This window comes from Stenotrophomonas sp. SMYL11 (genome assembly GCF_036320005.1).
In the GTDB taxonomy this organism is placed as follows: Bacteria; Pseudomonadota; Gammaproteobacteria; order Xanthomonadales; family Xanthomonadaceae; genus Stenotrophomonas; species Stenotrophomonas maltophilia_A.
In genome coordinates this window covers 561178-576343 of sequence record NZ_JAWIRS010000002.1, presented here as the reverse complement: position 1 = coordinate 576343, position 15166 = coordinate 561178, and the positions used below count along the sequence as shown (strand labels likewise).

The 15166-nt window shown below is 67.3% G+C and carries 17 protein-coding genes; 4 read left to right on the top strand and 13 right to left on the bottom strand.

Annotation, left to right across the window (positions count from 1 at the left end; all coding sequences use genetic code 11):
• Positions 1–72: 72 nt before the first annotated feature.
• Together V3B46_RS06540 and V3B46_RS06535 are read right to left on the bottom strand one after the other, a co-directional pair.
• Positions 73–615 (bottom strand): DNA-3-methyladenine glycosylase I, encoded by a 543-nt coding sequence (locus tag V3B46_RS06540; protein WP_154262568.1) that lies wholly within the window; start codon positions 613–615, stop codon positions 73–75.
• Positions 612–2399, bottom strand: a complete 1788-nt coding sequence (locus tag V3B46_RS06535) for a DUF4153 domain-containing protein (protein WP_329891441.1) — start codon at positions 2397–2399, stop codon at positions 612–614. The genes V3B46_RS06540 and V3B46_RS06535 overlap by 4 nt, the downstream gene beginning before the upstream one ends.
• 91 nt (positions 2400–2490) lie before the next feature.
• On the opposite strand from V3B46_RS06535, the gene V3B46_RS06530 reads away from it, so the two are divergent.
• The 4 genes from V3B46_RS06530 (at position 2491) to V3B46_RS06515 (ending at position 5206) form a co-directional block, all read left to right on the top strand.
• A complete protein-coding gene (locus V3B46_RS06530; RefSeq protein WP_005408377.1) occupies positions 2491–3057 on the top strand; it encodes a YqgE/AlgH family protein in 567 nt (188 codons plus the stop codon).
• Positions 3050–3544: a Holliday junction resolvase RuvX gene (gene ruvX / locus V3B46_RS06525; RefSeq protein ID WP_154262571.1), complete on the top strand. Its 495-nt coding sequence runs from the start codon at positions 3050–3052 to the stop codon at positions 3542–3544. The genes V3B46_RS06530 and ruvX overlap by 8 nt, the downstream gene beginning before the upstream one ends.
• A gap of 15 nt (positions 3545–3559) precedes the next feature.
• Positions 3560–4510 carry an aspartate carbamoyltransferase catalytic subunit gene (locus tag V3B46_RS06520; RefSeq protein WP_329891440.1) on the top strand — a complete coding sequence of 317 codons (951 nt, stop codon included), beginning with the start codon at positions 3560–3562 and terminating at the stop codon, positions 4508–4510.
• Positions 4511–4714: 204 nt separating this feature from the next.
• The gene (locus V3B46_RS06515) at positions 4715–5206 is read left to right on the top strand and encodes an REP-associated tyrosine transposase (protein WP_329891439.1); all 492 of its coding nucleotides are present in this window, start codon (positions 4715–4717) and stop codon (positions 5204–5206) included.
• Between the two features lie 267 nt (positions 5207–5473).
• Here V3B46_RS06515 and V3B46_RS06510 read toward each other — a convergent pair whose 3' ends face one another.
• The 11 genes from V3B46_RS06510 to V3B46_RS06460 all read right to left on the bottom strand — a co-directional run bounded on the left by V3B46_RS06510 (position 5474) and on the right by V3B46_RS06460 (position 15162).
• Positions 5474–6295 (bottom strand): carboxylesterase family protein, encoded by an 822-nt coding sequence (locus tag V3B46_RS06510; RefSeq protein WP_329891438.1) that lies wholly within the window; start codon positions 6293–6295, stop codon positions 5474–5476.
• Between the two features lie 70 nt (positions 6296–6365).
• On the bottom strand, positions 6366–6632 hold the full coding sequence (locus V3B46_RS06505; protein ID WP_010483664.1) for a hypothetical protein: 267 nt from the start codon (positions 6630–6632) through the stop codon (positions 6366–6368).
• A 59-nt stretch (positions 6633–6691) separates the two neighbouring features.
• The gene (gene mgtE, locus V3B46_RS06500) at positions 6692–8053 is read right to left on the bottom strand and encodes a magnesium transporter (protein WP_010483662.1); all 1362 of its coding nucleotides are present in this window, start codon (positions 8051–8053) and stop codon (positions 6692–6694) included.
• Between the two features lie 149 nt (positions 8054–8202).
• Entirely contained in the window at positions 8203–9972 is a 1770-nt protein-coding gene (gene ptsP, locus V3B46_RS06495; RefSeq protein ID WP_154262574.1) for a phosphoenolpyruvate--protein phosphotransferase, read from the bottom strand.
• A 2-nt stretch (positions 9973–9974) separates the two neighbouring features.
• On the bottom strand, positions 9975–10244 hold the full coding sequence (locus tag V3B46_RS06490; protein WP_005408385.1) for an HPr family phosphocarrier protein: 270 nt from the start codon (positions 10242–10244) through the stop codon (positions 9975–9977).
• On the bottom strand, positions 10237–10629 hold the full coding sequence (locus tag V3B46_RS06485; protein ID WP_154262575.1) for a PTS sugar transporter subunit IIA: 393 nt from the start codon (positions 10627–10629) through the stop codon (positions 10237–10239). Before V3B46_RS06485 ends, V3B46_RS06490 begins: the two co-directional genes overlap by 8 nt.
• Before the next feature lie 399 nt (positions 10630–11028).
• A complete protein-coding gene (gene rapZ, locus V3B46_RS06480) occupies positions 11029–11913 on the bottom strand; it encodes an RNase adapter RapZ (protein ID WP_032130190.1) in 885 nt (294 codons plus the stop codon).
• 27 nt (positions 11914–11940) lie between these two features.
• On the bottom strand, positions 11941–12891 hold the full coding sequence (hprK, locus tag V3B46_RS06475) for an HPr(Ser) kinase/phosphatase (protein ID WP_005408388.1): 951 nt from the start codon (positions 12889–12891) through the stop codon (positions 11941–11943).
• Positions 12888–13340, bottom strand: coding sequence for a PTS sugar transporter subunit IIA (locus V3B46_RS06470; RefSeq protein WP_032130191.1), 453 nt, complete (start codon positions 13338–13340; stop codon positions 12888–12890). Before V3B46_RS06470 ends, hprK begins: the two co-directional genes overlap by 4 nt.
• A 21-nt stretch (positions 13341–13361) precedes the next feature.
• Positions 13362–13679 carry a ribosome hibernation-promoting factor, HPF/YfiA family gene (gene hpf, locus V3B46_RS06465; protein WP_004147311.1) on the bottom strand — a complete coding sequence of 106 codons (318 nt, stop codon included), beginning with the start codon at positions 13677–13679 and terminating at the stop codon, positions 13362–13364.
• A 58-nt stretch (positions 13680–13737) separates the two neighbouring features.
• A complete protein-coding gene (locus V3B46_RS06460; RefSeq protein WP_154262576.1) occupies positions 13738–15162 on the bottom strand; it encodes an RNA polymerase factor sigma-54 in 1425 nt (474 codons plus the stop codon).
• Positions 15163–15166: the final 4 nt, after the last annotated feature.

Here is a 15166-nt window from a genome sequence, read left to right as displayed (position 1 = left end):
CCCGGCCCGCCCGCGCCGCCCGCCCCCCCCCCCCCCCCCCCCCCCCCCCCCCCCCCCCCCCCCCCCCCCCCACTACCGGGAGGCTCGCAGCCACGGCGGCGACAGCGTCAGCAGCCGCGCATGCACCGGGCAGTCCTCGGCGTGCGCTCCGGGCAGGTAGCCCAGGCTCATCAGGAACTCGCCGGTGATCTCGCCGCCGGTGAAGCGGAATGTCTTCTTGAACAGCTTCACCCAGTCGGCCTTGCTGCGCGGATGGTGCGCGTCCAGCCACGCCGCGAAGCTGCCGTGGCTGGCCCGCAGCTGCTGGATCACCTGCGCGTTGTGGATCGCCGCCAGCACCTTCAGCCGGTTGCGGATGATGCCCGTGTCCGACAGCAGGCGTTCGATGTCCTGCTCGGCATACGCTGCCACGCGGTCCACATCGAAGCCGTCATAGGCCGCGCGGAAACCCTCGCGCTTCTTCAGGATGGTTTCCCAGCTCAGGCCGGCCTGGTTGATTTCCAGCACCAGCCGTTCGAACAGTTCGCGCTCGTCACGCTGCGGGAAGCCGTATTCGTTGGCGTGGTAGTAGTCGTGCACCGGATGGCCCGGGGCTATGAGGCAGTAACCGCTCATGGGGAAGACTCGTTGGATTCGTGTTCGGGATCAATGGCCAGCGCAGGGCGCCCGCCGATGGACAGCATCGGCCAGCGCGGTGGCACAAGAGTGAGTTTGCCGTCACGCAGGGCCTGGTTGATCGCCTCGGCCTGGCCGCTGACGGTGCCGAACAGCGAACCGGCACGGCGCCACTGGGTATCCCTGCCACGTGCGTACAGCACGCAGTCCGGCCCACGGTGGGTGTACAGCTCGCACAGCAGCACCTCGGTGCTGCCGTCGCCATCCAGGTCGCGATGCACGATCAGGCAGTCGCGCTCGCTCTGGGCGCACGATTCGCCATCGATCGCGCGGGTGGCCATTGCCTGCCACCAATCGTCCGGTGGCGAGCTGGATCCCTTGGCCAGCTTCAGCGCGCGCTGCAGGGCGGCGACGTCCTGCAGACCCTTGTCCAGACGCTGTCCATCGTCCCAGCGCGAGGTACGTGCCAGCGCGGCAGCGATCACCTGTGGCGCGTTGGCATCGGCGGTGATGGCCGGATCACGCTGCAGCTCGCGCAGCGCCTGCACGCCACGGCGCCCAAGATCGAAGCGCAGCACGTTGACGTCGCTGCTGGTGATCGCTGGCGGGTCCGCACGCAGCCGCGCCAACTGGCTGGACAGGGTCAACCGCACCGGGTCCAGCAGCGGCGAGTTGCCCAGCAAGGCCAATGCCAGCACCACCCAGCACATCCAGCGGTTGACTGGTTCCAGTGTCTGCAACCAGCGGCCCTGCCGGCGCACTACCGCCAGCGCGTAGCCCAGCGCATAACCCGCTACGGCCAACGCGATCAGCACCGCCCAGAAGCGGTCCAGGGTCCAGCCGTACTGCACCACGCGCAGGCCCAGTGCATACAGTGCCAGCACCGCATAGACCGGCAGCGCCAGCAGACTGGCCTCGACCAGCCGGCGCAGCACGACGGGGTAGGGCGCGGTGTCGTCGCCCTGCTGGTAGACCGCATTGGTGAACGACACCAGCAGCAGCGACAGCACCAGCAGCAGGCTGGCGGCCGAGCGGGTCTTCCACAGCGGCTCCAGCCCGGTCAGCGGCAGGCTCAGCACGAACAGCACGGCGATGAACGAGAGCAGCGGCAGCAGCCCGCGACAGATCGCGAACAGCACCTGGCGGGTGATCTGGATCGCGCGGTGCTGGGTGCGCCCGATCAGCACGCCGAACCCGGCCAGGCTGCCGGTGGCCAGCGCGATGAACGCGTCCTGCCGGAACAGGTCGCGGAAGAAGGTCACGTCGAGCAGCTGGAACAGCGCCGCCCACAGCCACAGCAGCAGCCAGGTCAGTCCGGTGAACAGTGCGGCGAGGGCCAGGGTCAAACCGTTCTGCCAGGCGCGCTCGAACAGCTCCGGATAGCTGGCGCGCCAATGCCCGTGCTGCAGCTGGAACTGCCACCAGGGCAGGGCCACGAACACCGCCACGGCCATGCCCAGGGTCAGCGGGAACTGCAGCGCGCCCGATTCCAGTGCGGTCTCGCCGTTGAGGTTCCAGCCGATCCAGGCGGCCAGCGCCAGCACCACCGCCGAGCCGAACACGGCCTGCAGCCACAGGCGGCGCTGGCCCAGCTCGACCAGGCTCAATGCCACCGCGCTGGGAATGGCCAGCACCCAGGCGTACCAGCAGTAGCGCCAGCCGATATCGCGGAACGGCCACGCATCGGACAGTTCCTGCGCGGCATACAGCATCAGACCCTGCAGCAGGGCAATCAGGACGATGGCGCTGCGTGCCGGCAGGGTCAGGGGCGATGAAGACTGCATCGATGACCTTCCATGGCAAAGCACCATCCTAGCCCATCGCTGTTCCGCGCCATCGCGCGACCATCCCGCCCCCAGCAGGTAGAATGGGCCCATGCCTGTTACGCCGACTTCCCTTGCCGATCACCTGCTCGTCGCGCTGCCGTCGCTGCTCGACGCGACCTTTGCCCGCAGCGTCGCGCTGATCTGCCAGCACGACGAGAACGGGGCGATGGGCGTGCTGGTCAACCAGCCTTCCGAGTACACGCTGGGGGAAGTGCTTGCACAGATGGACATCACCACCGGTGATGGCGACCTGCAGGCGCGCATGGTGCTCAATGGCGGCCCGGTGCATCCCGAGCGCGGCTTCGTCATCCATGACGACGCGCGTGCGTGGGATTCCAGCCTGACCGTGGGCGACGGCCTGTACCTGACCACCTCGCGCGACATCCTCGAAGCGATGGCGCGCGGCGAAGGTCCGGCCAATGCGGTGGTCACCCTCGGCTGTGCCGGTTGGGGCGCAGGGCAGCTGGAAAGCGAGCTGTCCGAGAACAGCTGGCTGACCGTGCCGGCCGATGCCGAGCTGGTGTTCCAGCTGCCGCTGGAGCAGCGCTGGCAGGGCGCGGCCTCGCGTATCGGCGTGGATCTGTTCCGTCTGACCGACTACAGCGGCCATGTCTGAGCCTACCGCGCCCGCACCGGTTCCTGCTGCCCCGGCAATCCGCCGTGATGGCACCGTTCTGGGGTTCGATGTCGGCTCGCGCCGCATCGGCGTGGCCATCGGCAGTGCCTTCGCTGCGCATGCGCGCGCGGTGGCGGTGGTCGATGTGCACGGCAACGGCCCGGACTGGACCGCGATCGAGCGTCTGCTCAAGGAATGGAAGCCCGACGGCCTGGTGGTGGGTGATCCGCTCACGCTGGATGGCCAGGACCAGCCCAACCGCAAGCGCGCGCAGGGCTTCGCCCGCCAGCTGCGGGAACGTTTCAAGCTGCCGGTGGTGATGATCGACGAGCGTTCCAGCTCGGTCGAGGCCGCCCGCCGTTTCGCCGTCGAGCGCGCCGAAGGGCGCAAGCGCCGCCGTGATGCGGCCGCCCTCGATGCCGTTGCCGCGGCGGTGATCATCGACCGCTGGCTGTCGTCGCCGGACGACGCCACCCCCATTCCCTGACTGCCCGACACCGCCATGACCGCCCAGCAACTCGATGCCTCCGGCCGCCTGCGCCACCTGCTGACCCTCGAAGGCCTTCCGCGCGACACCCTGCTGCAGCTGCTTGACCGGGCAGGGCAGATCCGCGACGCCGCGGTCGGTCGTGTCGGCAACAAGCGCCATGTGCTGGCCGGTTCGGCGGTATGCACGCTGTTCTTCGAACCGTCCACGCGCACCCGCAGCTCGTTCCAGCTGGCCGCGCAGCGCCTGGGCGCCGATGTGCTCAACTTCGATGCCTCGACCTCGTCCACGCGCAAGGGCGAAACCGCCTGCGACACGCTGCGCAACCTGGAGGCGATGGGCGTGCGCGGCTTCGTGGTGCGCCACCCCGATGATGGCGCCGTGGCCGCACTGGCCGAGGCAGCGGGTGAGGGCACTGCACTGATCAACGCCGGTGACGGGCGCAGCGCGCACCCGACCCAGGGCCTGCTGGACATGCTGACCCTGCGCCAGGCCAAGGGCCCGGATTTCTCGAAGATGAAGGTGGTGATCGTCGGCGACGTGAAGCACTCGCGCGTGGCCCGCACCGACCTGCATGCGCTGCGTACGCTGGGCGTGGGCGAGATCCGCGTGTGCGGTCCGCAGTCGCTGCTGCCGGACGACGAGACCCTGAAAGGCTGCGTGGTCGGTGATGATTTCGACGCGATGCTGGAAGGCGTCGACGCGCTGATGATGCTGCGCCTGCAGCGCGAGCGCATGGAAGAAGGCCTGGTGCCGTCGCTGGAGCAGTACCACGCGCAGTACGGCCTGACCAACAAACGCCTGGCCCGCGCCGGCAAGGATGCCGCGGTGCTGCACCCGGGCCCGATCAACCGCGGCGTGGAAGTGACCGACGAGGTGGCTGACGGTCCGCAGTCGTGGGTGCTGCGCCAGGTCGCCAACGGCGTCGCCGTGCGCATGGCCGTGCTGGAAACGCTGCTGGGCTGATCACCCGCTCTGGCAGGTGCCAACCTAGGTTGGCATTGCTGGAGTGGTGGGTGCCAACCTTGGTTGGCACTGCTGCTGTGGTAGGTGCAAACCTTGTTTGGCACTGTTGTTCTGGTGGGCGCCAACCTTGGTTGGCACTGCCCTACCCGGGCGAAGGTGATTTCCCGATATTCAGGGAACATGCGCCCGTCCATGCTCTTCTGCATGAACAGTACCCGCCTCCTGCTGGGCCGTCATTCCAGTATCGGCCAGAGCTACATCCTCACGACGAACGTTCATGGCCGGGCGGCTCTGTTCGCCACTGACGCCGTTGCGGCTACCGCCATGCAGGAGTTCCAGCGTCTGGATCTGGAAGGTCTGACCCATTCGATCGCCTACGTGGTCATGCCGGATCACGTTCACTGGTTGATGCAGCTGCGCGCGGCATCGCTCGACGTTGTCATGAAGCGCTTCAAGTCGCGTACGGCCGTGCATGCAAACCGGGTACTGGGCAGGGTGGGGCGCTTCTGGCAGTCCTGCTATCACGATCACGCGATCCGTTCTGATGAATCGCTGTTCCGGCACGCAATGTATGTGATGGCGAATCCGATCAGGGCGGGGCTGGCAACGCAGCTTGGTGAGTACCCGCATGCATGGTGTGAGTGGGAGCTCGAAGATTCCTGTGCCAAGGCGGAGCGCATGGATGCGGACAGATAGTGCCAACCAAGGTTGGCACCCACCGAAATCAGGCTCCAACCTTGGTGGGCACCCACCGAAATCAGGCTCCAACCTTGGTGGGCACCCACCGAAATCAGGCTCCAACCTTGGTGGACACCCACCGAAATCAGGCTCCAACCTTGGTGGGCACCCACCGAAATCAGGCTCCAACCTTGGTGGGCACCCACCGAAATCAGGCTCAAACCTTGGTGGACACCCACCGAAATCAGGCTCCAACCTTGGTGAGCACCTAGCGCAAGTCGTGGCTCAGCGCTTCTGCGCGAACAACCACGCCCACATCGCGGCGTCGGCGTAGGTGGCATCCCAGGCGTTGTGGTTACCGTCGGGGTACTCGGTATAGCGCACGTCACGTGCGTTGGTGCCCTGGAAGGCCGCGTGCAGCCTGCGGTCGTCGTCCGGTGGGACCACGTCATCCAGTGCGCCGTGGAAGATCCAGATCGGCGTCTGACGCAGGCGTTGCGCGATGGTCGCGTACGGGTCGGCCTCCTGCGCGACCTGCTCGACGAACAGGGTCGGTCGCACTGCGCGTGGGGCCAGCACCGCGCCGCATACCGGCACGATCGCCGCGAAGCGGCGCGGGTCGTCCAGTGCGATGTTCCAGCTGCCGTAGCCGCCCATCGACATGCCGGTCAGGTACTGCCGTGCCGGGTCGGCGCCGAATTCGGCGATCGTCGCGTCCAGCGCGGCCACGGCCGCACGGTTGTTGCGGCCGCTCCATTCCTCATGGCCCGGTACCTGTGGAAACACCACAAGGGCAGCGAAGTCGGGGTGCTCGCGCAGATAAGGCCCCAGCCCGGCGTGGGTCTGCTTGATGCCATCGGCGCCGCGCTCGCCCGAACCGTGCAGGAACAGGATGACCGGGACGTTGGAGGTTGCGGGCATCTGCCCATCAGGGCTGCGGGCCTGCAGGCCCGCGGGAATGAACACCTGGTAGTAAGCCGTGTGCCCATCCACCTTCACCGCACGTGCTTCGAAGCGACCGCGCGCGCTGTCCGGCAGCGAAGTGCAACCGCTCATCATCATCAGAAGGGCCAGCAGTGGCAGCCAGCGCGACAGCAAACGGACCATGGGGTTTTCCGAGGCGGCGAGAACGCCTGCATCGTAGTCCGCCAACGTCGGCCCGGCATCATGCGCCGCGTCACTGCGGGCGCGGGAAGCTGGCGATGATGTCCAGCTGCTCCTGTGCCTCGGCATTGCCTTCGGCAGCCGCAGCCTGCACCTGTGCCATATCCGGGTGCAGCACCACCAGCAGCGGGTTCTCGCAGACCGGGCAGTCGTACTCGGTGGCGTCCTCGTCCAGCTCCATCTCCATGGCACGCGAGCTGCCCTTCCATTCGCAGGCCGGGCAGGTGTGCTGCTGGTCGCGCCAGCCGGGCTGGAAGTAGTTTTCTATCGTTGTTGCCATGGGTGTTCCCGTTGAGTGGGGTCCGGGCCCCGCATGGCGGGGCCCGATCCTTGATGCGGTCAGTGCAGCAGTACCAGGGTGGCCAGGCCGAGGAAGGTGAAGAAGCCCATCGAGTCGGTCACGGCGGTCAGGAAGATGCCGCTGGCCAGCGCCGGGTCGAAGCCGAAGCGTTTCAGCGTCAACGGCACCAGCACGCCGGCCAACGCAGCGAACAGCAGGTTGCAGGTCAGCGCGATGGCGATCACCGCCGACAGTCCGGGTGAATGGAACCAGGCCAGTACGATCAGGCCCAGTACCGAGCCCAGCATCACGCCGTTCAACAAGGCCACCCGCACTTCCTTCCACAGCAGCGTGCGCGCGTTGGAGGCGCCCACTTGGCCCAGCGCCAGGCCGCGCACCATCAGCGCCAGCACCTGGGTGCCGGCGTTGCCACCGAGGCCCGCAACGATCGGCATCAGCACCGCCAGCGCCACCAGCTTGTCGATGGTGCCCTCGAAGTGGCCGACCACGCTGGACGCCAGGAATGCCGTGCACAGATTGACCGACAGCCACATCAGGCGGCGGCGCATGGCGCGCCAGACCGGGCTGAACAGATCCTCGTCCTCGTCCAGGCCGGCGGCGCCCAGCGCCTGGTGCTCGGCCTGTCCACGGATGATGTCGACCACGTCATCGATGGTGATGCGGCCGACCAGGATGTTGTTGTCGTCCACCACCGGCGCGGAGATCCAGTCATGGTCGGAGAACTGGCGGGCGACTTCCTGGTCGCTTTCGCCAACATCGATCGCCGGTTGCTCGTCGTCGATCAGGCGGTTGATCGGGGTGGTGTCCTCGTGGGTCACCAGTGCCGCCAGCGACACCCGGCCGAGGTATTGATGGCGCCGGCTGACCACGAACAGGTGGTCGGTGTGGTCGGGTAGTTCGCCACGCAGGCGCAGGTAGCGCAGCACCACGTCAACGTTGACGTCGGCGCGCACGGTCACCACGTCCGGGTTCATCAGGCGGCCGGCGCTGTCCTCGGGGTAGGACAGCACCTGCTCCAGGCGCTCGCGGTTCTCGCGGTCCATCGACTTGAGGACTTCGTCGATGACCGTGTCCGGCAGATCCTCGACCAGGTCGGCCAGATCGTCGATGTCCAGGTCTTCGACCGCGGCGATGATCTCGTCCGGGTCCATGTCCGCGAGCAGGCTCTCGCGCACGTCGTCGCCGACGTGGACCAGCACCTCACCGTCATCTTCCGGATCGACCAGGCCCCAGACCACCTCGCGCTTGCCCGGCGGCAGCGATTCGAGCAGGTTGCCGATCTCGGCCGGGGCCAGGGTGTTGACCAGGCGGCGCACCGGGCCCAGCCGACCGCTGTCCAGTGCGTCGGACAGCATCCGCAGTTGGCGCGCAGTCTTGTCGTGGCGTACAGCTTCAGCCATCGCAGCTCCCGCGGGATAAGAAAAGCCGCGATCCCGGCAAGGATGCGGCAACAGGGGTGTTCAGCGCGTCATTATCGCAAGGGGATGTTTCAACGCATAGCCGCCGGGTGGTGGTAGTGCCGGCCAGCGGCCGGCACTACCCTTGGCGCTCAGGGCGTATCCGCCACCAGCACCAGCCAGCGCTCGATGGCGCGACGGTCGCGCGCGGCCAGCAGCTTCGGTGCGCGCGCGCGCAGCGCGGCCAGGTCGGCCTCGCGGATCGCGCGGCGCACCTCCAGCAGTGTGCCGGGGTGCAGGCTGAATTCGCTCAGGCCCAGCGCCAGCAGCAGCGGAGTCATCCGTGCATCACCGGCCATCTCACCGCAGACCGCCACCGGAATGCGATGCCGCGCGCCGGTCTCGATCACCATCTGCAGCAACCGCAGCACGGCCGGATGCAGCGGCGAATACAGCTCGCCCAGTGCCTCGTTGTTGCGATCGGCCGCCAGCAGGTACTGCACCAGGTCATTGGTGCCGATCGACAGGAAGTCGACCAGGTCGATGAAGCTCTCCAGCGCCAACGCCGCAGCGGGCACCTCGATCATCGCCCCCAGCGGCACATGGTCGGACACCATGTGGCCTTCGCTGCGCAGCTGTTCGGTCAGCTTGAGCATGCGTCGGCGCACCGCCAGCAGTTCCTCGCGGGTGCTGACCATCGGCACCAGCACGCGCAGCTTGCCGTAGGCCGAGGCGCGCAGGATCGCGCGCAGCTGGGTGTCGGCCACCTTGGGCCGTGCCAGCGACAGGCGTACGCCGCGCAGGCCCAATGCCGGGTTCTCTTCGTTGCTCAGGGTCAGGCCGGTGCGATCGGCCTTGTCCGCGCCCAGATCGAGCGTGCGGATGGTGACCGGTCGCCCGCTCATGCCCAACGCGGCATCGCGGTAGGTCTGGAACTGTTCTTCTTCGTCCGGCAGCTCGTTGCGCTGCAGGAACAGGAATTCGGTGCGGTACAGGCCCAGTCCCTGCGCGCCCAGCGCATGCGCCTGGGTGACGTCCTCCAGCGATTCGGCATTGGCCAGCAGGGCGATGTCGACCTGGTCGCGGGTACGGCTGGGCTTGCTGCGCAGTCGGCCGAGTTCGCGCTGCTCGCGCGCATGTTCTTTCAAGCGTGCGCGGTAGTCGCGCAGGTTGTCGGCCTGCGGGTTAGCGGTGATGCTGCCGTCGGCGCCATCGATGATCAGCACGTCGCCATCGGCGATGCGGCTGAGCAGCTGCGGCACGTTTACGATCAAGGGCAGGTGCAGGCTGCGCGCCAGGATCGCGCTGTGCGACAGCGCGCTGCCGGCGGCGGTGACGATGCCGACCACGCCCTGTGCCTGCAGCTGCGCCAGCTCGGACGGAGCGATGTTGTCGCAGACCAGGATCTCCCCAGCCAGGCCCTTCATCACCGGCGGCCGTTCGGGCTGCAGGAAGGCGTGGATGCGGCCGATCACATGGTCGAGGTCGTCCATGCGGCTCTTCAGATAGGCATCGTCCATGCCATCGAAGACCTTGGCCAGGCGGTCACGCTGCAGGCGCAACGCATAGCCAGCGCTGTACGGGCCGCTGCGGATCAGCTCGTCCAGCCCGAACAACAGCTCGGGATCGTCCAGAAGCAGGGCATGCAGGTCGAGGAACTCGCCCACTTCCTGGTTCAGGGCGCCATGCAGGCGCTGGCGCAGTTCGTGCATTTCCGTGCGCGCGGCGTCCACCGCGCGGTGCAGGCAGGCCAGCTCGGCCTCGATCTGATGGGCGGCGACGCGCTGCTCGGCCACTTCCAGCGCATGTGGCAGGCGCACCCGCGCCCGGCCCATCGCCGCGCCACGGGCAGCACCGTGCCCAGCCAGCAGCTGTACCGGCCGCTGGCCGGAAGGGACCTGGCCGGCGCGCGCGCGCGGCACGCTCAGCTGTCCTCGTCGAAGCGGCGTTCGAACAGGCCGACCACCGCTTCCATCGCGGCGGCTTCGTCCTCGCCGTTGATGCGCACCGTGACCGGGGTGCCCTGGCCGGCGGCCAGCAGCATCACGCCCATGATGCTCTTGGCGTTGATCTCACGGCCCTTGGCGGCCATGGTCACGTTGCAGCGGAACGGCGCCAGGGTCTGCACCAGCTTGGCGGTGGCCCGGGCGTGCAGGCCCAGGCGGTTGCTCACGGTGAGTTCTCGTTCAAGCATCGTCGACTATCGCTCCATTACGGGTACCCGCCGCGGCTGTGGCGGGCAGTTGATCCAGTCCCTGTTCCGGATAATTCATCACCCGCAGCAACATCGGCAGGCTCAGCGCCGACACCCGGCGAACCGGGGTCCCCAGCCGGGCCAGCTGCCCGGCAAGGTTGGCGGGGCTGGCGCCGTACAGGTCGGTCAGGATCAGCACGCCGTTACCACTGTCGACCCGCCGCAGAGCGGCCGAGGCGAGCGGGAGCAGGGCGTCCAGGTCTGCGTCGAACGGTACTTCGAAAGCTTCGGTTTTCAGCGGCAATTGCCGCAGGAGCCGGGTCGCCACGTCAAGCAGGGCGGTCCCGACCCCGGGATGTGTTACGAGGAGAATGCCACAGGTCATTACTGCACGTTAACAGGTCAAGGTGAATTGGCGATAGCAGCAGATGAGGGGCACTGTGTCCCGTATTCAGCGTTGCTCGGGTCGGAGCCCATTTGCGTTGGAAAAGGATCCGACCCCATCCGTTTTTCGATGCCTGACCGGGACTCATCCACGCATGGCATGGATCTGCAGTGTCGACCAAGGTCGACACCTACCAACAGCACACGGAATCTGTCAGAGGTGGGGCGGTGTGGGTGGGCAGGACCGTTGGCGCCATGGATGGCGCCATCGAGCCCCCAGGGACGGGTTTACGGCGTGTCATGCCTGCCCACACCGCCTCGCCCTCCCACGGAATGCCGGCTTTTGCTTTGGCTGTTGCGGTGGCCTCGGCGGGTGCCGGGCGCAGCCCGGCCGCACCCCTCAATCCTGTTCGCGGTGGTAGGTCGCCACGTCTTCCCAGCCCATCTCGCGGGCATGCCGGGCCAGGCGCTCGGCCAGGAACACCGAACGGTGCTTGCCGCCGGTGCAGCCGAAGGCCACGGTCACATAGCTGCGGGTGCCATCACCCAGCTTCGGCAGCCAGGTATCGAGGAAATCCATCAGCTGGGTCAGGTAGCGCTGCACGTCCGGCTGCGCTTCCAGGTAGTCGCGCACGCCCGGTTCGCGGCCACTCAGCGCACGCAGATCAGGGTCCCAGTGTGGATTGGGCAGCACCCGCGCATCGAACACGAAGTCAGCCTCGGCCGGCACGCCGCGCTTGTAGGCGAACGATTCGAACAGCAGCGACAGGCCGGTGGCATGGTCCATCGTGAACTCGGTGATGATCCGCCGCCGCAGCTGATGCACGTTGAGATTGCTGGTATCGATCACCGCATCGGCCTCGCGGCGCAGCGGTGCGGTCAATTCACGCTCACGCGCGATCGCTTCGGGAAGCGACAGGCCCAGCTGGCTCAGTGGATGGCGGCGGCGGGTGTCGGCGTAGCGTTTGAGCACGGCCTCGTCGCTGGCCTCGAAGAACAGCACCTTCACTTCCACGCCGGCATCGGTGGCCAGCTGCCGCCAGTCGCCCAGCTGGCTCAGGTCGGCCTGGCCGCGCACGTCGATGCCCACTGCCAGGCGGCGTGGTGCGCTGCCGTCGTGGTTGGCCAGCAGGCTGCGCACGAAGTCGGGCAGCAGATTGATCGGCAGGTTGTCCGAGCAGTAGTAGTCCTGGTCCTCGAAGGTCTTCAGGGCGACGGATTTACCCGAGCCGGACAGGCCGCTGACGATGATCAGGGTCGGGGCGGAGGGGGTGACGGTGCTCATGGACAGGCTCTTCGAAGGACAGGGGAATCAGGGTGTTCGCCGTTCCAGCAGGTTGCTGTGGCGGGCGATGAACATGGCCGCCGGGTCGATGCCCTTGGTGCGCAGGATGTGCAGGCGGGTCGCGGCCTCGGTCAGCACGGCCAGGTTGCGGCCGGGCATCACCGGCAGGGTGATCAGCGGTACATCCAGGTCCAGCACATGGCGGGTGCCCGAGTCGCCGGTCAGGCGCTCGTAGCCATGCGGGGTGGGTTCGGTCATCGGCTTGGTCAGGTGGACGATCAGCCGAAGGTACTTGTTCTTCTTTACAGCCGTGTCGCCGAACATCTCGCGCACGTTCAGCACGCCCAGGCCGCGCACTTCCAGCAGGTCCTGCAGCAGTTCGGGGCAGGTGCCATCAAGCACGTCGGGTGCGATCTGGGTGAATTCGGGGGCATCGTCGGCGACCAGGCGGTGGCCGCGGCTGAGCAGCTCCAGCGCCAGCTCGCTCTTGCCCGATCCGGCCTCACCGGTGATCAGCACGCCGATGGAGTAGATCTCCATGAACACGCCATGCAGGATCACCCGCGGCGCCAGCGTACGCGCCAGGTGGTAGGACAGATGGTTCAGCAGTTCGTGGCCGCGCTTGGGCGACAGCCACAGCGGCGTGCCGGATTCGTCAGCAGCGGCGCGCAGGTCTTCCGGGCAGGCCTGGTTGCGGGTCAGCACCAGCGCCAGCGGGTGCGACTGCATGATCTTTTCGATGGTCTCCCAACGCTGGCGCGGTTCCAGTGCATCCAGCCAGGACAGTTCCTCGGTACCCAGGATCTGCACCTTGTTGGGGTAAATCGCATTTAGGTAGCCGGCCAGCGACGGACGCCGCGAGACTGTGTTGCCGGCCTCCAGCTCGCGCTTCTCGCCGGACTTGCCGGCAGCCCAGCGCAGCCCCAGCCGCTCGCGCTGCTGTTCGAACAGTTCACGGGCGGTGATGCTGGTATTCATGCGGCACTCGCAGGTGGGGTCATGTCCAGCGCCTCGCGCAGCGCCCGGGCATCGCCGGCTTCGCGCAGGGCCTGGCGGATGTCGGGCGCCGAAAACAGCTCGGCCAGCTCGGACAGCAGCATCAGATGCTGGTGGGTGTAGTGGGCGGGGACGGCCATGGCGAACACCAGGTCCACCGGCTCGTCGCCACCGAAGTCGACCGGGGTGGCCAACCGCAGCAGGGCGCCGCGGGGGCGGTCCAGGGTTGGCGCGCGGCCGTGGGGAATGGCGATGCCGTGACCGATCGCGGTGCTGCCCAGCGCTTCGCGCTGGCACAGGTTCAGATAGATCTGTTCGGCGTTGGCCTGGCGGCAGGCCAGCAACCCGGCGGCGGCCTGCAGGACGCTGTCGCGGTCGGTGGCCGTGCAGAGCTGGGTCTGCACGGCCGCCAGGAGGTCAGTCAGGGGCATGTCTGCGGGGAACGGTGGCGATCAGCCACCATTGTCGCCCACCGGCAGCGGTGCGTGCTGCTGTTTTTTCTCCTTGTGCTTGATCACCAGACGGTCAAGCTTGTCCGCAAGCAGGTCGATCGCGGCATACATGGTCTGGGCATTGGCCTCGGCGTGCAGGGTCTGGCCGGGAATGTTGAGGCTGGCGTCGACGTGGTGTTCGGTCTTCTGCAGCTTGAGGGTCACCCGCGCTTCGCAGTGCTGGTCGAAGTGTTTGCCGATCCGGGCCAGCTTCTCCTCTACATAGGACTGCAGGGCCGGGGTGACTTCGACATCTTTGCCAAACGTTTCGATGCGCATCGGGTTTCTCCTGTGTTCGGATGTGCCAATGAACCTCTCCGCCGGGCGCGGCGGCGCGTCAAGCGATTCTGACCCTTTCGTGCGAGGCGGAAATGTTCATGGCTTCACGATACTTCGCCACGGTGCGTCGCGCTACTGGAATTCCCGACGATTTGAGCAGGTCAGCCAGCTTGGCGTCAGAAAGCGGCTTGCGCGGGTTCTCGTCGTCGATCAGGCGCCGGATCATCGCCTGGATGGCCGTGCTGGACGCCTCGCCACCGCCCTCGGTATCGATGCCCGAGGCGAAAAAGGCGCGCAGCGGCAGGGTGCCGCGCGGGGTACGCACGTGCTTGCGGGCGATCGCGCGCGAGATCGTGGATTCGTGCAGGCCGAGCTCGGTGGCGATCTCGCGCAGGGTCAGTGGACGCAGCGCCTGCTCGCCGAATTCAAGGAAGCCGGCCTGCTGCAGGATCAGGCTGCGCACGACGCGCAGCAGCGTTTCGCCACGCTGCTGCAGCCCTTTCAGCAGCCAGCGTGCTTCCTGCAGTTGGGCACGCAGGTAGCCGGCATCGGCGTCGCCACAGCGTCGGATCAACTGTTCGTAGCCGCGGTGGATCACCACCTTCGGCCCGGCATGCGTGGCCAGCGCGGCGCGCCACACGCCGTTCTGCCGCCACACCACCACGTCCGGCACCACATAGGTGTCCTGCGACAGCGGTGCGATCTGCGTGCCCGGGCGCGGGTCCAGCGAGCGCAGCAGGGTGACTGCCGTCTCGACCTCGTCCAGGGGCTGTTTCAGTTCATGGGCAAGCCCGGCGACGCCGCTGCGCGGCAACCGTTCCAAGGGCCCTGCGGCAATCTGTCGCGCCAGCACCAGGCCGGGCGTGTCGCTGGCCAGCACATCCAGCTGCAGCAGCAGGCATTCGCCCAGCGTGCGTGCAGCCACACCCACCGGATCGAAACGCTGGATGCGATGCAGCACGGCGAGGATCTCGTCCTCGTCGGCGTGGATCGCCGGCAACAGGGTTTCGGCGATGGTGGCCAGCGGCTCGCGCAGGTAACCGTCGTCGTCCAGCGCATCGATCAGTGCGGCACCGATACTGCGATCACGCGAGGACAGATGCGACAGATGCAGCTGCCACAGCAGATGGTCGGCCAGTGTTTCGGTTTCGGCTACGCGCTCGGCGGCGCTGCCGTTGTCGTCGTCATCGTCGAAGCTGCCGCCGCTGCCGGCCGCGCTCCAGTCCAGTTCGGACGGTGTCCAGTCGTCACCGGTATCGGTACGTTCTGCCGGGGCGTCACCGTCGTTGCCATCGCTGCCTTCGTTGCTCGCGCTGCTGCTGTCACTGCTGTCGGCCCAGTCCAGCAGCGGATTGCTTTCCACCGCCTGGGCGATCTCCAGCTCCAGCTCGGTGGTGGACATCTGCAGCAGCTTGATCGCCTGCTGCAACTGGGGCGTGAGCACCAGTTGCTGTCCCAACGATGTCTGCAGCCGAGTCTTCATGCCT

Excerpts from the sequence above, each read along its gene's own strand:
- V3B46_RS06540 (WP_154262568.1), bottom strand. The coding sequence starts at position 615 with ATGAGCGGTTACTGCCTCATAGCCCCGGGCCATCCGGTGCACGACTAC.
- V3B46_RS06535 (WP_329891441.1), bottom strand. The coding sequence starts at position 2,399 with ATGCAGTCTTCATCGCCCCTGACCCTGCCGGCACGCAGCGCCATCGTC.
- V3B46_RS06530 (WP_005408377.1), top strand. The coding sequence starts at position 2,491 with ATGCCTGTTACGCCGACTTCCCTTGCCGATCACCTGCTCGTCGCGCTG.
- ruvX (WP_154262571.1), top strand. The coding sequence starts at position 3,050 with ATGTCTGAGCCTACCGCGCCCGCACCGGTTCCTGCTGCCCCGGCAATC.
- V3B46_RS06520 (WP_329891440.1), top strand. The coding sequence starts at position 3,560 with ATGACCGCCCAGCAACTCGATGCCTCCGGCCGCCTGCGCCACCTGCTG.
- V3B46_RS06515 (WP_329891439.1), top strand. The coding sequence starts at position 4,715 with ATGAACAGTACCCGCCTCCTGCTGGGCCGTCATTCCAGTATCGGCCAG.
- V3B46_RS06510 (WP_329891438.1), bottom strand. The coding sequence starts at position 6,295 with ATGGTCCGTTTGCTGTCGCGCTGGCTGCCACTGCTGGCCCTTCTGATG.
- V3B46_RS06505 (WP_010483664.1), bottom strand. The coding sequence starts at position 6,632 with ATGGCAACAACGATAGAAAACTACTTCCAGCCCGGCTGGCGCGACCAG.
- mgtE (WP_010483662.1), bottom strand. The coding sequence starts at position 8,053 with ATGGCTGAAGCTGTACGCCACGACAAGACTGCGCGCCAACTGCGGATG.
- V3B46_RS06490 (WP_005408385.1), bottom strand. The coding sequence starts at position 10,244 with ATGCTTGAACGAGAACTCACCGTGAGCAACCGCCTGGGCCTGCACGCC.
- V3B46_RS06485 (WP_154262575.1), bottom strand. The coding sequence starts at position 10,629 with ATGACCTGTGGCATTCTCCTCGTAACACATCCCGGGGTCGGGACCGCC.
- rapZ (WP_032130190.1), bottom strand. The coding sequence starts at position 11,913 with ATGAGCACCGTCACCCCCTCCGCCCCGACCCTGATCATCGTCAGCGGC.
- hprK (WP_005408388.1), bottom strand. The coding sequence starts at position 12,891 with ATGAATACCAGCATCACCGCCCGTGAACTGTTCGAACAGCAGCGCGAG.
- V3B46_RS06470 (WP_032130191.1), bottom strand. The coding sequence starts at position 13,340 with ATGCCCCTGACTGACCTCCTGGCGGCCGTGCAGACCCAGCTCTGCACG.
- hpf (WP_004147311.1), bottom strand. The coding sequence starts at position 13,679 with ATGCGCATCGAAACGTTTGGCAAAGATGTCGAAGTCACCCCGGCCCTG.
- V3B46_RS06460 (WP_154262576.1), bottom strand. The coding sequence starts at position 15,162 with ATGAAGACTCGGCTGCAGACATCGTTGGGACAGCAACTGGTGCTCACG.